A 14,598-nucleotide genomic window follows, 5' to 3' on the forward strand; every position below is an offset into this window, starting at 1 on the left:
AGTCATGAGCGAACAGGCCACCACCGACCTGCGTGAAACCGTCCGCCAGCGGTACGCCGCGGCGGCAGTGAAGGTCACCGAGGGGGGCACCGCCTGTTGCGGGCCCGAGCCGGTCGAGGTCGACGACAACTTCGGCTCCACCCTGTACGCCGCCGAGGAGCGCGACACTCTGCCGGCCGAGGCGGTCGCCGCATCGCTCGGCTGCGGCAACCCCACGGCCGTCGCCGAACTCCGCGAGGGTGAGCGCGTCCTGGACCTCGGCTCCGGCGGCGGCATCGACGTCCTGCTCTCCGCACGCCGCGTCGGGCCGACCGGCAAGGCGTACGGGCTGGACATGACCGACGAGATGCTCGCGCTGGCCCTCGCCAACGCGGCGAAGGCCGGCGCAACGAACGTCGAGTTCCTCAAGGGCACCATCGAAGCCGTCCCGCTCCCGGCGAACACCATCGACGTCGTCATCTCCAACTGCGTCATCAATCTGTCCACCGACAAGCCCGCCGTGTTCGCCGAGACCTTCCGCGTCCTCAAGCCCGGCGGCCGCATCGGCGTCTCCGACGTCGTCGCCGACGACACCCTCACCACCGACCAGCGCGCCGAGCGCGGCGACCACGTCGGATGCATCGCCGGCGCACTGTCCTTCGCCGAATACCGCGCGGGCCTGGCAGCGGCCGGCTTCACGGACATCGAGATCACCCCGACCCACCCCGTCGCCGACGGCATGCACTCCGCCGTCGTCCGTGCCACCAAGCCCACCACCGCCACCGGAGCGGACGCCTGCGCGACGGATGACTCCTGCTGTGGCATTTCCGCCTGCTGCACTCCAGCCGAGCAGGCGACCGACCCGTCCGTCACCCTCAGCGAGGCCAAGAGCACCGCTGGGTGCGCCTGCCAAGGCTGAAGTGGGGGCCGGGGCGTGCGCTATGTCAGCACGCATGCCGAAGAGGGCGTTTTCTCCTGCTGTTTCATCCGGGATGGCCGGGTGAGGGGGCAGTTCAGGTGCCGCGCCAGCTCGGGGTGGATTCCGCGGCCGGACGGCGTGTCATGAGGTTGATCATCGCCAGGTGGACCATGGCTTCGGAGCGGTGCGGTTTGGCCTCGTAGTCGCGGGAGGCGGCGGTGGAGCATGAGCCGGCCCAGGGTGCGCTCGACGGTCCACCGTCTCGGCAGGACGGTGAATCCCCTGGTGGTGGGGTCGCGGCGGACGATGTGCATGTCTATGCCGAGGGTCGCGGCGTGCTCGACGAGGTGCTGGCGGCAGCCGCCGTCGACCCAGGTCTTGCGGACCGTGGGGTGCTCGGCGGCGACCTTCTGGATGAGGACCTGGCCGGCGACGGAGTCCTGCACGCTCGCGGCGGTGACCAGCACCGCCGCGAGCAGGCCGACGGTGTCGACGACGATGCTCCGCTTGCGGTCCACGATCTTTTGCCCGCGTCGACGCCCAGGCCGGCCGCCGGGACGTTGGCGGAGGTCTTGATGCTCTGTGAGTCGATGACGCAGGCGCCCGGCTCGACCTCTCGGCCTTCCTGCCTGCGGACTTGGCGGCGCAGGAGGCTGTTGAGCTGGTCGAAGACGCCTTCGGCCTGCCAGCGGGCGAAGTGGGCGTAGACGGTGTTCCAGTGCGTAGTCGTGCGGGAGGTAGCGCCAGGGGATCCCGGTGCGGTTCACCTAGAGGATCGCGTCGAGCAGGCTGCACAGGTCATGGTCCGGTGGGCGGCCGATGTCCAGTCCGCGGCCGCGGCGTTCTGGCCGCCAGGCGGCCAGGACCGGCTCGACCAACTCCCAGCGGGCATCGGACGGACCGCTCGGACAGCGGCGGTGCTCAGGCACGATCCGGGCCTACCCTCCAGACCCGGGCGCGCGTGCCGGCGCTCGAAGCACACGGCGCGTAATCCGGCGCTCTGCGATGAAACAGGAGCAGCCAGACCAAGACACCCGCTTAATCAACCCTCCCGCAACGCAGACCGCAACTACGCATCAATAGTGGGCAAAACATCCTCACTCACTGTCGATATGTGCCGGTGTGTGCAGGACCCGGTCGTGGTCTGCCCTCCGCGCCGGGCCGGTGAGGCGGAGGGTGCCGGTGAGGTGGATTTCGGTGCTGGAGGCGCCGAGCATGACGGTGATGTCGCCGGGTTCGACGATGCGCCGCAGGTCGGGGCCGGTGTAGGCGAGACGGTCGGTGTGGAGGCGGAAGGTGATCCTGCGCTGCTCGCCGGGGTCGAGCCGGACCCGGGTGAATCCGGTCAACTGGGTGACTGGGCGTGGCAGTCGGGCGATCGGGTCGGCTGTGTAGAGCTGGACGACCTCCGTGCCGGGGCGGTCGCCGGTGTTGCGGACGACGCAGCTGATGTCCACCTCTCCGTCAGTGGGGACGGTGTCGGCGCTCAGGGCGAGAGCGTCGTACGCGAAGGTGGTGTAGGAGAGTCCGTGGCCGAAGGGGTAGGCGGGCGTGGGGTCGAGGTTGCTGACCCCCTGGGTGTTGCCGCCCAGCGGGGCGTGCAGGTAGGTGCCGGGCTGGCCGCCGGGGGTGCGCGGGACCTGCACGGGCAGCTTGCCCGACGGCACGACGCGTCCGGAGAGGATGCCGGCCAGGGCGGGTCCGCCCTCCTCGCCGGGGAAGAACGCCTGGACGATCGCGGCCGCCCGGTCGGTGTACGCGCCGAGGGCGTAAGGGCGTCCGGAGACGACGAGCAGGACGACGGGGGTGTCGGTGGCGAGCAGCGCCTCGACCAGTTCGTCCTGCACTCCGGGCAGGGAGAGGTCCTCGGCGTCGCAGCCCTCGCCGGAGGTGCCGAGACCGAAGAGGCCCGCCCGGTCCCCGACGACGGCGATGCAGACGTCCGCGTTCCGGGCCGCCGCCACCGCCGCGTCGATGCCGTCGCGGTCGGCGTCCTTGACGGGGCAGCCCCGCTCGTAGGCGATGAGGGTCCCGGGAAGCTCCATGGCCAGGGCGTCCAGCAGGGAGTGGGCCTCGATGCCGTTCTCGTGGCCGGGGTGGTGGGGCAGGACGTGGTTGGGGAAGGAGTAGCAGCCGAAGAAGGCGTTCGGGTCGTCGGCGCAGGGGCCGACGAGGGCGATGGACGCGGTGTCGGCGGCCAGCGGGAGGACGCCCGCGCGGTTGTCGAGCAGGACGACGCTCTGCTCGGCGAGGGCGCGGGCCAGTGCGCGGTGCTCGGGCGGGTCGAGGTCGACCGGTTCGGTGGATGTGGTGGCTTCCGGGTTGAAGTCGGCGTCCAGGAGGCCCAGTTCGACCTTCTGGCGCAGTACGCGGCGTACGGCGCGGTCTACCAGGTCCTCCGGGACGGTGCCGGCGCGGACGAGTTCGGCGAGGGGTTCGCCGTAGCAGAGTGTGTCGGGGAGTTCGACATCGATGCCTGCTTCGAGGGCGCGGGCGCCGGCCTCGCCGTACGTCTCGCCGATGCGGTGCATGGTGCGGAGGAAGGCGACCGACCAGTAGTCGGAGACGACCGTCCCCTCGAAGCCCCACTCCTCGCGCAGGAGCCGGGTGAGCAGCCCGGCGTCCGCGCCCGCCGGTACGCCGTCCACGTCGGCGTAGGAGTTCATGACCGAGCGGGCGCCGCCGTCCCGGATGGCCGCCTCGAACGGGGGCAGGATCACGTCGGCGAGCTCCCGCGGGCCCATGGAGACGGGTGCGTGGTTGCGGGCGCCCTTGGAGGCGGAGTACCCGGCGAAGTGCTTGAGGGTGGCGATGATCCCGGCGCTCTCCAGGCCGCGTACATAGGCGGTGCCACTGGTCGCGACAAGGTACGGGTCCTCGCCGAGGGTCTCCTCGACCCGGCCCCAGCGGTAGTCGCGGACGACGTCCAGGACCGGCGAGAGCCCCTGGTGGACGCCGACCCGGCGCATGCTCGTGCCGATGGCGTTGGCCATGCGTTCGACGAGTTCGGGGTGGAAGGCGGCGGCCCAGGCGAGGGCGGTGGGGAAGACCGTCGCGCGGTGCGCGGTGAACCCGGTCAGGCACTCCTCGTGGGCGATGGCGGGGATGCCCAGCCGGGTACCGTCCATCAAATCGCGCTGTACAGCTGCCAGTTGGGTTGCCCCCGTCGACGGGTCGACCGGTTTGGTGCCGAACGGGCGGGTGAGATGACCCAGTCCGTCCTTGCTGGCCTGCTCGAACTCGGTGTGACGGACGAAGACATCCTGCATGGGGGCCACGTTGCCGCTGACGTGTTCCACACCGGGCCAGGCGCTGCCGAGCTGGGCGAGTTTCTCTTCCAGGGTCATCTGGGCGAGCAGGGCCTCGACCCTGTCGTCACGGGGGCAGGCCGGATCGGCCCAAGGCGTGGTCATGGCATGTCCTCGGGTGGTGTGGGTGTCAGCCGCGTGGGCGGCGGTCCAGGAAGAGGTGGGGTGGCTCAGGAAGAGGCGGGCGGCGGGGCGGTGGAGGAGCGGACGACGAGCTGGGTGGCCAGCTCCACCCGGTGGCTGTCCAGGGGCTCTCCCGCGGTGAGCCGGAGCAGGGTGCGCAGCGCGGCGCGGCCGATCTCGACGAAGGGCTGGCGGACGGTGGTCAGGGGCGGGGCGGAGGTGCTGGCCGCGCCGGTGTCGTCGAAGCCGACGACGCTCAGGTCCTCGGGCACCCGCAGGCCGTGTCGGCGGGCGGCCTCGATGACGCCGAACGCCGACTGGTCGTTGCCTGCGAAGACCGCGGTCGGCGGGTCTTCGAGGGCGAAGAGTTCCAGGGCGGCCCGGTGCGCGGGTTCGAAGCGGAAGTCGCCCTGCTTGATGAGCCGGGGGTCGGGGGTGATGCCGGCGCCGGTGAGCGCGGCCTGGTAGCCGTGCAGACGGGCGGTGTTGCAGACCGCGTCATGCCGGCCCTCGATCATCGCGATCCGCCGGTGGCCGAGTTGCAGCAGGTGCTCGGTCGCGGTCATGCCGCCGGTGAAGTTGGTCGCGCCGATGCTCGGCACGCTCTCGTCCGGCACGTTCGTCGGGTCGATCAGCACCAACGGGATGTCGGCCTGCGCGAACTGGGCGCGCTGCCGTGGGGTCAGCTCGGACGTCACCAGGATGACGCCCTCCCGTCCGGCGTTGGTGATCTTCCGGGCCCAGGCCGCACCCAGCGGGTCGTCGGGAGCCGTTCCGAGGACGACGTCGACGCCCGCCTCGGCCGCCGCCTGGATCACCCCCTGCGCGATGACCAGGTTGTTGGGGTTGACCAGCGCGTCGAAGGTCAGGTCGATCGTGCGCACCGGCGACTGCGCGCCGCCCGGCCCGCGGGCCACGTAGTCGTGCTCGACGAGCAGTTGCTCGACGCGCGCCCGGGTCTCGGGAGAGACGTCGCTGCGACCGTTGACCACCTTCGACACGGTGGCCACGGAGACCCCGGCCGCTTCGGCAACACCGGTCAGGGTGGTCCGGCTCCGCGTAACGGCTCTCTTCGCCATGCTGATCCTTTCGAACGTTTACGGGGACGGTAGCGCAAATCTTTCGCACCGGTCCAGACCGGAATTGTCCCGAAGAATAGCCCGCACAGCATCTTGACCCCCTCGAACAGCGCCCCTACTTTATCGGCCAGAAATCGCAGAGGTTTCGAAAATTTTCGACCTGGACTCTCTGCAGAGCGAAGGAGCTCCCGATGGCCCTGAGAACCCCGATCCGCGTCATGGTCACCGCCTCGGCGGCGGCACTCGCCCTCACCCTGACCGCCTGCGGAAGCGGCGGACGCAGCACCGGAGCCGGCTCCGGTGACGGTGCGCTGGTCTGGGCACTGACCCAGGGGTCCGAAGCGACCTTCCGAGCCTCCGCCACCGAGTGGAACAAGCAGCACCCGGACAGCAAGATCACCTACCAGTACTTCCAGAACGACCCCTACAAGCAGAAGCTGCGCACCGCCGTCGGCGCCGGCAACGGTCCGGTCCTCTTCGAGAACTGGGGTGGCGGCGGGCTGAAGAGCTACGTGGACGCGGGCAAGGTCGCCGACCTCACCTCCGACCTCGACGCCAGCCCGGCGTGGAAGGACCGCATCTTCCCCTCGGTCCTGAAGTCGGCCACCTTCGACGGCAAGACCTACGGCGTCCCCGTCAACGGCGTGCAGCCCGTGGTCCTGTACTTCAACCAGGAACTCTTCAAGAAGGCCGGCGCCCAGCCGCCGAAGACCTGGGACGACCTGCTCGCCCTGGTGAAGAAGTTCAAGGCCGAGGGCATCGCGCCGATCTCCATGGGCGGCGCCTCCAAGTGGCCGGACCTGATGTGGCTGGAGTACCTCGTCGACCGCGTCGGCGGGCCCGACACCTTCGCCGCCATCGCCGACGGCACGAAGGGCGCCTGGTCCGACCCGGCCGTCCTCAAGGCCACCCAGCTGATCAAGCAGCTCGTCGACGCGGGCGGCTTCGCCAAGGGCTTCACCTCCGTCTCCGCCGACACCGGACAGGCCGAGGCCCAGCTCTACACCGGCAAGGCCGCCATGATCCTCCAGGGCAGCTGGGGATACGGGTCCATCGCCACCGGCGCTCCCGAGTTCGTCGCCGCAGGGAAACTCGGCTGGACCAGCTTCCCGGCGGTCACCGGCGGCACGGGCGACGCGAGCAACATCGTCGGCAACACCGCCAACTTCTTCTCCCTGTCCGCGCAGGCGAGCGCCAAGGAGAAGAAGACCGCCGTGGCGTACCTCAAGGACGGCGTGTACAACGACACGTACATCGACAACCTGCTCAAGAACGGCGACGTCCCGCCGGTGAAGGACCTGGACGCCAAGATCAAGGCGTCGGCCAACGCGGACTGGTCGTCGTACGTCTACCACCTCACCCGCGACGCCAAGAACTTCCAGCTCTCCTGGGACCAGGCCCTCAGTCCCGAACTCGGCAACGACCTGCTCACCCACCTCGACCAGCTCTTCCTCGGCCAGATCAGCCCGGAGCAGTTCTGCGCGCAGATGGACGAGGCGGCCGCGAAGTGAGCACCGCCAAGGTCGCCGCGTCGCCCCGGCAGCAGGGCGGGCCCCCCTTCCTCATGGCCCTGCCCGCGCTGCTGCTCTTCGCCGTCTTCGCGCTGGTCCCGATGGGAATCGTCGTCTACCTCAGCTTCACCCACTGGGACGGACTGGGAAGTCCGGCGTGGGCCGGCGCCGACAACTGGCACGAGGTGCTGACCAGCGACGTCACCCGGCACGCCCTCTGGCTCACACTCAAGTTCATGCTGGTCTCCTGGCTGGTCCAGACCCCGGTCAGCCTCCTGCTGGGTGTCTTCGTCGCCGGACAACAGCGTTACCGGGCCCTCCTCGCGGTCTTCTACTTCGTCCCGCTGCTGATCTCCACGGCGGCCATCGCCATCATCTTCAAGAACCTGCTCGACCCCAACTTCGGCCTGGGCGCCGGCCTCGACCTGCCCCTGCTGAACCAGAACTGGCTGGGCGATCCCGAACTCGCCTTCTACGCGGTCGTGTTCGTCATCGCCTGGCAGTTCGTACCCTTCCACACCCTGCTCTACCAGGCGGGCACCCGGCAGATCCCGGGCTCGCTCTACGAGGCCGCCGCGATCGACGGGGCGGGCCGGCTCACCCAGTTCTGGCACATCACCCTGCCCCAGCTCCGCTACACCGTCGTCACCTCCTCGATGCTGATGCTGGTCGGCTCGCTCACCTACTTCGACCTCGTCTTCGTCCTCACCGGCGGCGGGCCCGGCTACGCCACCCGCCTCCTCCCGCTCGACATGTACATCACCGGCTTCCAGAGCAACGAGATGGGCCTCGCCAGCGCGATCTCCGTCATCCTGGTCGCCGCCGGGCTCCTTCTCTCCCTGATCGTCGTCCGCTTCTCCGGCTTCTCCCGGATGCGCAGCCAGCAGGCAGGTGTGTGATGTCCGCGCTCTCCCACGCCCCGAAGACCGACTCCGGGGGCCGTACGACCCGGTCGTCCGCGGCACCGTCCACCCCGCCGGGTGTCTTCGCCCGGATACGCCGCGTCAACTCGCCGGGCGCCCTCGGCGGCCTGCTCTGGCTGCTGATCGTCCTCGTACCGGTGTACTGGGTCGTCATCACCAGCCTGCGCACCCGTGAGGGCTTCTTCGACGCCAACCCCCTCGCGGTCCCGACCCACCCGACGACGGAGAACTACCGCCTCGTCCTGGACAACGGATTCGCCCACTTCCTGTGGAACAGCGTCGTGGTGACCACCGGCGCCGCGCTGCTCACCCTCGTGGTGTCGTTCCTGGCCGCCTACGCCATCGTGCGCGGCACCGGCCGGGCCCTGCGGTGGACGTTCAGCGTCTTCCTGCTGGGGCTCGCCATCCCGCTGCAGGCCACGATCATCCCGGTGTACTACCTGATCGCCAAGGCGCAGATGTACGACACCCTGGGGGCGATCGTGCTCCCCTCGGCGGCGTTCGCCGTCCCGCTCACGGTGATCATCCTCGTCAACTTCCTGAGGGACATCCCGGACGAGCTGTACGAGTCGATGCGCGCGGACGGCGCAGGCCACTGGCGCATGCTGTGGAATCTGGCACTGCCGCTCTCCCGGCCCGCGCTGATCACCGTGACCATCTACGACGCGCTCAACGTCTGGAACGGCTTCCTCTTCCCGCTGATCCTCACCCAGAGCCCCGACAAACGCGTCCTGCCCCTGTTCGTGTGGAGCTTCCAGGGCGAGTTCACCATCAACATCCCCGCCATCCTCGCCGCCGTCGTCCTGTCCACCCTCCCGATCCTCGCCCTCTACGTCCTCGGCCGCCGCCAGTTGATCGGCGGCCTCACCGCCGGCTTCGGCAAGTAGCAGCCGCGGCCGGCGATCCGCTTCGGGATACGCCGCCGACCGCCCCCTCACCGACCGGCAGCGCACACGGCAGCCGGGCCACTCGCGCTCATCGGCTCCTGATGCGGCAGAGGCCGCCGAGCTGGGCCCCGCCACCAGGGGGACGGCTCTCGGGGGCGCCGACCCCCCAGGTCAGGGGCCGTTCCGGAGGGGCGGAGACGGCTCAGCGGGGGATCGCTGCCCGCTACGCCCTACGTTCTGGCCGTGCGGCGCGGCTGTAGGCCGCGGCGGGGGCGTGGGGTGAGGGTTTCCAGGGCGAGCAGTCGATGAGCCTCTGCACGGTCTGCTCGAAGTGCACGGCCCGGATGCTGACCAGGGGTCCCTGTCCCCCGGGGGCGATGGCGCACAGGGCGAGCAAGTGGCGGGTGGCGGCATCGAGGTCGACGACGATGTCGGGGCCGGCGTGGTGCAGCAGATCACCAGGGAGAAGGGGGGACACAAAGCACGCACGGCGTACGGCGTCGAGATGGAGATCGTCACTCTGGCTGAACCGATCACCCGAACTGGAGACAGACGGCTTGCGGTGGGTGGCCGAGCTCGAGCAGAGCGGCATTGGCCGACAGGAATCCGGCGGGGCAGGTCTTGGTGGTGGAGGGTGCGGGGGGGTCGTAAAGACCAGTCATCCGCTGGGTGCCCGCGGACGGCATCGGCCGCAGCGCGCGGAGCATCACCCCGCCGAGGGCCACCACGTCGGTCACGTCGAGCTCCCGCGCACGGCCTCGGCGGTCAGTCGGCGGATCTGCGCGTACTCGCCCCGCTCCAGATGAGCGGCGGTGGCCATCCAGCTGCCGCCGACGGCGAGGGCCGCCGGGTCGGCGAGGTAGGCGGGCAGGCGACGGGCACGGTGATGCCGCCCTGGAAGCTGAGCAGCGACGCGGTGAAGATGACCTTGCCCTGGCCGCGGGCGACCATCGCCGCGCCGACCGCACGGGTCAGCGCGAACTGCGCGTTGAGGTTGACCTGGAGCACCAGATCCCAGTCGGTGTCGGCGTGTTCGGCGGCCGGAGCGCGGCGGATGGTGCCCGCGTTGTTGACCAGGATGTCCACCGGACGCTCGCGCCCGGCGAGGTCCGCGCCCAGGTTCCGGACGGCGTCGGGGTCGGCGAAGTCGGCGCGGATCGCCCCGAAGGTACGGCCGGCGGCGAGGATGTCCTTCTCGACGTCGCTTCCGGACTCCTCAGCGAGGCGCTGACGCCGATGACGTCCGCGCCGGCCTGGGCGAGTGCGCGGGCCATGGCCCGGCCGATCCCGCGCCGGGCGCCGGTGACGACGGCGAATTTCCCGGTGAGGTCGAAGGCGGTCATACGGCGGCTCCCTGGGCGTCGTCGGTGTCGTCGGTGCAGTCCACGAGGATCTTCATCACGTCGCCGCCGCCCTCCAGGGCCTCGAACGCTGCGGGTGCCTGTGCGAGGGGGACGACCTTGCTGATCAGCCGCTCGGCCGGGATGGTCCCGTCGGCCACCAGAGTCACCGCCTTCTCGAAGTCGGAGCGGTCGTACAACCGGGCCCCGACGAGCGTGAGTTCGCGCCAGGAGAAGCGGTGCAGGTTCACCTCGCGGGGCCGGGGGTGGATGGCCACCAGGCACAACCGGCCGCGTACGCCGAGAACATCGACGGCCGTGTCCACGCCGCCTTGCGCGCCGGAGACCTCGAAGGCGACGTCCGCACCGGCGTCACCGGTCCACTGCCGGACGAGCTCGAGCAGGTCCTCGGCCCCCGGATCCCACGTGGCCAGCCCCAACTGCTCGGCGAGATACCGCCGGTGAGGGCTCAGCTCCACCACCCGGACCTCGGCGCCCGCGGAGCGCGCGACCAGCGCGATGAGGATGCCGACCGGGCCGCCGCCGACCACGACGACCTTCTCACCGTCGCGCACCGCGGCCCGGCCCACGTCGTGCACGGCGACCGCCGTCGGCTCGACGAGGGCGGCCCGGTCCAGGGGGATCGAATCGGGCAGCCGGATGAGTGCCGAGGCGGGCACGGTCCAGCGCTGCTGCATCGCGCCGGGGGAGTCGATGCCGATGAAGTCCAGGTGCCGGCAGACGTGTTGGTGGCCCGCGCGGCAGGCCGGGCAGGCGCCGTCCCAGCGCAGCGGCATCACGGTGACCGCGTCACCGGGCCGCCAGCCCTCGACGCCCTGGCCGACGCGTACGACGCGGCCGGACATCTCGTGTCCCAGCACGGCCGGCGCGGCGACCCTGGCGTCCATGTCGCCGTGAAGATGTGCAGATCGGTGCCGCAGATACCGACGTGGGCGGGGGCCAGCTCCACCTCGCCGGGACCGGGCGGCCCGGTGAGTGCGGGAGCCGTGTCCAGGGTGCGGGCGGACGTGTAACGGACGGCGAGTGTCATCGTGACGGCAGGTCCCTTCAGCGCGGACGCCGATGGTCAGCAGCCGGTTGGCGTAGGCACGGGTGTCGAGCGGTACTCGGCGATGGCCGGCTGATCGGCCGCTGCAGGCCCTGAGCAGCTCCACTGCGGACACGGCGGAGACAGCGGAACAGAGGACGGACTTGAATCTCATGGGTACTTCCTCGCGCCAGTCCCGCAGTGGGTGCCTGTTCCGGAGATGCGGCCGCTGTGCATCACCCCCGAAGAGATGGGATGTTTATAGACGCTTGCTGGTGGCGCCGTCTAGGGGTGACTGGAAATCTTCGCTGAGCAGACGGGGTAACGCGAGGGAGAGATGCCGCTGGGCAGTCACTAGTTGACCAATCAATCCCATCAATGACGTCATTGCCATCGGTGCCCGTCGGCCGGCCCGCGCGTCGGCGTAAAGGGTGACGGGGGGTCCACCGGGCGCCCGGCGCGCCGGTGGACGGCCGTCAGTCACGAGCTCAGGCCGCTGGCGAAACGGTCGCCGTGCAGTTCGGCCGCTCGGCGAGGCGGTCGGCCGTGAGTTCCGGTTGCCCTGCTGAGTCCGGGCTCTGCACACCGGGGCGAGCGAGGGGTGATCGGAGGAGGGCGGGGGCGCGAATGGCGCCGCGGCAGCCGGATGCGCCCCTCCTGGAATCGCTGCGGCGCTCTATGGATCACTCTCCGCCTGCCGCGGAACATGGCATGTCTATCGCAGATTGAAAAGGTATTTAAGATAACTAAAGCGCCCATTCCGCTCTGCACTTGAGTGCTTTCATCCCTTCACCTGTTGACACGGGGCAGTTACGTCACCGACCTTCATGCGTAACATCCGACGCTTCCGAGCCCGCCTGGAGAGCCGCGCCCCAAAAATCTGGAGCCCGCCCGCCCTCGCGCTGCCCCTCCAGTCCTCACCCCCGTGCCTCAGAGCCACCCTCAACCGGGAGGACATCCGTGTCGTCAGGAAGACTGTCCCGCCGTACGTTCCTGGGGGCCGCCGCCGGCGCTGCCGCCGCCACGGCACTGCCCGTCGCCCCCGCCTTCTCGAGCCTGATCTCCCAGGCGGCAGCCGCCGACCTGCAGACCAACCTGGAGAAGCTGGTCAACATGCGGTTCGGCATGTTCAACCACTTCAACCTGGGCACGTTCACCAACCAGGAGTGGGCCGAACCGAACCAGAACCCCGCTCTGTTCGCCCCCACGGCCGTGGACTGTGCCCAGTGGGCTGACGCCGCCGCGGCGGCGAAAATGAGCTACGGCATCCTGACGACCAAGCACCATGACGGCTTCGCCCTGTGGCCGAGCGCCTACGGCACCCAGAACGTCGCCAACAGCTCCTACAAGCAGGACGTGGTGAAGGCGTACTGCGACGCCTTCCGGGCCAAGGGACTGAGGGTCGGACTCTACTACTCGATATGGGACCGCACCTTCGGCGTCGAGGCGTGGGAGAGCCGGCACAAGGTGTCCGGGCTCGACACCACGGATGCCATCCAGCCCGGCGACATGACGTTCATCCTCGGCCAGATCACCGAACTGCTCACCAACTACGGCACCATCGACATCTTCATCACCGACGGCTACGCGTGGCAGATGGGCCAGCAGGCCGTCTCCTACCAGCGGATCCGCGAGCACGTGAAGTCGCTCCAGCCGGACATCGTCATGATCGACCACGGTGCGCTGTCGGTGCCGTTCCTCGGTGACGCGATCTATTTCGAGGAGCCGCTGGGCGTCAGCGCGCCCGCCGGAAACACCTACGCCGCCACGCAGGGGCAGACGATCAGCAACGGCTGGTTCTGGCATCCGGCCACACCGACCGAGAGCCTGATGAGCAAGGACGCCATCCTGTCCCATCTGGCGGACCTGGAACCGAAGTACACCTCCTTCATCCTCAACTGCCCGCCCAACCGCAACGGCAGGCTCGACACCAACATCGTCAACCGACTCGCCGAAGTCGGCGCGGCCTGGAGCCCCGACACCTCCCGCCCGCCACTGCCGACGCAGTTGCTGCGCGCCGAGCACCCCGTCACACCGGTCAACGCCTACGCGACCGCATTCCGCACCGGCGAGGGGCCGCTCAACGCCATCGACGGACTGAGCGACAGGAACTACGAGACCTGCTGGTCGACCTGGGGCCTGTCCCCGGCCCTGCCCCACTCGATCACGATCGACCTGGGCGGGGTGTGGAGCAACGTCTCCACCCTGGAGTACCTGCCCAAGCAGTGGAACCGCAGCAACACCACCGACGGCGACATCACCTCGTACACCATCTCCACCAGCACCGACGGCACGAACTTCACCCAGGTCGCCACCGGTACCTGGATCGGAGACCGCGCCACCAAGGTGGCCGAATGGCCTGCCCGGAACGTGGGATTCGTACGGATCCAGGCCAACGCGGCCACCGGCGGCTACGCCAACATCGGCGGCCTCCACATCGGCGGCCGGACCGCCAAGCCGGCCCTCGTGTCGAGGGTCCTCCCGGGCGACGGCACGGTCTACCGCATCGTCAACCGCAAGAGCGGCAAGGTCGTCGACGTGTTCAACTTCGGCACCGCCAACGGCACCAACATCCAGCAGTGGCCGTGGCTGAACAACACCGCCCAGAAGTGGACCTTCGCCTCCACCGGCGACGGCTACTACGAGATCAAGAACGTCAACAGCGGCAAGCTGATGGAGGTGGCCGGACTCTCACGGGTGGACGGCGGAAACGTCTCCATCTACGCGGACAGCAACGTTCCCCAGCAGCACTGGGCTGTCACGCCCACTGGCGACGGCTACTACTACCTCACCAACCGGTTCAGCGGGCTGTCGCTCAACGTCGACGCGGGCTCGACCGCTGACGGGGCCAACATCGACCAGCTCACCTACACCCGCGCCCCCGAGCAGCAGTGGCAGATCATCGCCCTCTGACACCCCGAGGACAGACGGCGCCTTCACTGACAACCACCGTCGGTGAAGGCGCCGCCCGTCCTCGGCCCGCTGCACCCCACCGCGCCGCACCATGGAAAGCGGGTGCGGACACTCCTGCTGCAGCAGACCCCCAACCAGCCGCCCGACAACAGCCAAGGGCCCCAAGCCGCGCAACAACCCCTCCCCCGCCGTTTGTCGGGGCCGACCCAGGAGCGGCCGGTCGTCGACTGGGCGGGACTGCCCTGGATACCGGACCCGCACCGCTGTCAGCCCGCGCCCGTAGGGACAGAAGGGCGGGCTCGTAGCAACCGTCGGCGGTGGGCCAGGGCTCGAAGGTGCCACCGCCACCGTCGGTGAGCAGCTTGCGCGGCGGAGCGGAAGGGCCCTCCGGTCCGGCGGTCGGCTCCAGCGCCCACTCACCGCGGTGGTGGGGCGCTTTCCCGTGCCGCCTTCGTCGGCCAGCATCGCGGCGATCAGATCGCTGATGCCGGGCGGAGTGTGGTGCTCGCCGTGGCTGCGCCGGGAGTGATGGTGGTGTAGGGCTGTGATGACCCGTGTGCTGTAGGAC

Annotated in this window: 9 protein-coding genes and 3 pseudogenes; 5 read left to right on the forward strand and 7 right to left on the reverse strand. The window is 69.7% G+C overall.

The features are described 5' to 3' along the window. Window positions 1-4 precede the first annotated feature (4 nt). A complete protein-coding gene (gene arsM / locus AQJ58_RS24995) occupies window positions 5-898 on the forward strand; it encodes an arsenite methyltransferase (protein WP_067253743.1) in 894 nt (297 codons plus the stop codon). Window positions 899-992: 94 nt separating this feature from the next. Here arsM and AQJ58_RS25000 read toward each other — a convergent pair. The 3 genes and pseudogenes from AQJ58_RS25000 to AQJ58_RS25010 form a co-directional block, all read right to left on the reverse strand. Continuing rightward, window positions 993-1,827, reverse strand: a pseudogene (locus AQJ58_RS25000) (IS5 family transposase). A gap of 168 nt (window positions 1,828-1,995) precedes the next feature. Continuing rightward, entirely contained in the window at window positions 1,996-4,311 is a 2,316-nt protein-coding gene (locus tag AQJ58_RS25005; RefSeq protein ID WP_067253745.1) for a beta-xylosidase/alpha-l-arabinosidase, read from the reverse strand. Window positions 4,312-4,376: 65 nt separating this feature from the next. Further along, on the reverse strand, window positions 4,377-5,408 hold the full coding sequence (locus tag AQJ58_RS25010; RefSeq protein ID WP_067253747.1) for a LacI family DNA-binding transcriptional regulator: 1,032 nt from the start codon (window positions 5,406-5,408) through the stop codon (window positions 4,377-4,379). Window positions 5,409-5,599: 191 nt separating this feature from the next. Between AQJ58_RS25010 and AQJ58_RS25015 the strand changes: the two genes are divergently transcribed. From AQJ58_RS25015 to AQJ58_RS25025, 3 genes are read left to right on the forward strand one after another with little or no spacing between them, the layout of a single operon-like run. Further along, complete coding sequence (locus tag AQJ58_RS25015) at window positions 5,600-6,919, forward strand: extracellular solute-binding protein (RefSeq protein WP_067253750.1); 1,320 nt, start codon at window positions 5,600-5,602, stop codon at window positions 6,917-6,919. Next, on the forward strand, window positions 6,916-7,818 hold the full coding sequence (locus tag AQJ58_RS25020) for a carbohydrate ABC transporter permease (protein WP_067253753.1): 903 nt from the start codon (window positions 6,916-6,918) through the stop codon (window positions 7,816-7,818). Before AQJ58_RS25015 ends, AQJ58_RS25020 begins: the two co-directional genes overlap by 4 nt. Next, window positions 7,818-8,729: a carbohydrate ABC transporter permease gene (locus AQJ58_RS25025; protein WP_107122149.1), complete on the forward strand. Its 912-nt coding sequence runs from the start codon at window positions 7,818-7,820 to the stop codon at window positions 8,727-8,729. Before AQJ58_RS25020 ends, AQJ58_RS25025 begins: the two co-directional genes overlap by 1 nt. A gap of 223 nt (window positions 8,730-8,952) precedes the next feature. Here the strand turns inward: AQJ58_RS25025 and AQJ58_RS25030 are convergent, their stop codons facing one another. The 4 genes and pseudogenes from AQJ58_RS25030 to AQJ58_RS25045 form a co-directional block, all read right to left on the reverse strand. Next, a complete protein-coding gene (locus AQJ58_RS25030) occupies window positions 8,953-9,207 on the reverse strand; it encodes a hypothetical protein (RefSeq protein WP_067253755.1) in 255 nt (84 codons plus the stop codon). Window positions 9,208-9,262: 55 nt separating this feature from the next. Continuing rightward, window positions 9,263-9,466 (reverse strand): hypothetical protein, encoded by a 204-nt coding sequence (locus AQJ58_RS25035; protein ID WP_067253758.1) that lies wholly within the window; start codon window positions 9,464-9,466, stop codon window positions 9,263-9,265. 139 nt (window positions 9,467-9,605) lie between these two features. Further along, window positions 9,606-10,072, reverse strand: a pseudogene (locus tag AQJ58_RS25040) (SDR family NAD(P)-dependent oxidoreductase); the annotation flags it as partial. Further along, window positions 10,069-11,120: pseudogene (locus tag AQJ58_RS25045) on the reverse strand (zinc-dependent alcohol dehydrogenase). The pseudogenes AQJ58_RS25045 and AQJ58_RS25040, both read right to left, overlap by 4 nt. A gap of 957 nt (window positions 11,121-12,077) precedes the next feature. Between AQJ58_RS25045 and AQJ58_RS25050 the strand changes: the two are divergent. Beyond that, the gene (locus AQJ58_RS25050; protein ID WP_199844673.1) at window positions 12,078-14,030 is read left to right on the forward strand and encodes an RICIN domain-containing protein; all 1,953 of its coding nucleotides are present in this window, start codon (window positions 12,078-12,080) and stop codon (window positions 14,028-14,030) included. Window positions 14,031-14,598: the final 568 nt, after the last annotated feature.

The sequence above is a fragment of the Streptomyces sp. DSM 15324 genome, from assembly GCF_001514285.1.
Taxonomy (GTDB): Bacteria; Actinomycetota; Actinomycetes; order Streptomycetales; family Streptomycetaceae; genus Streptomyces.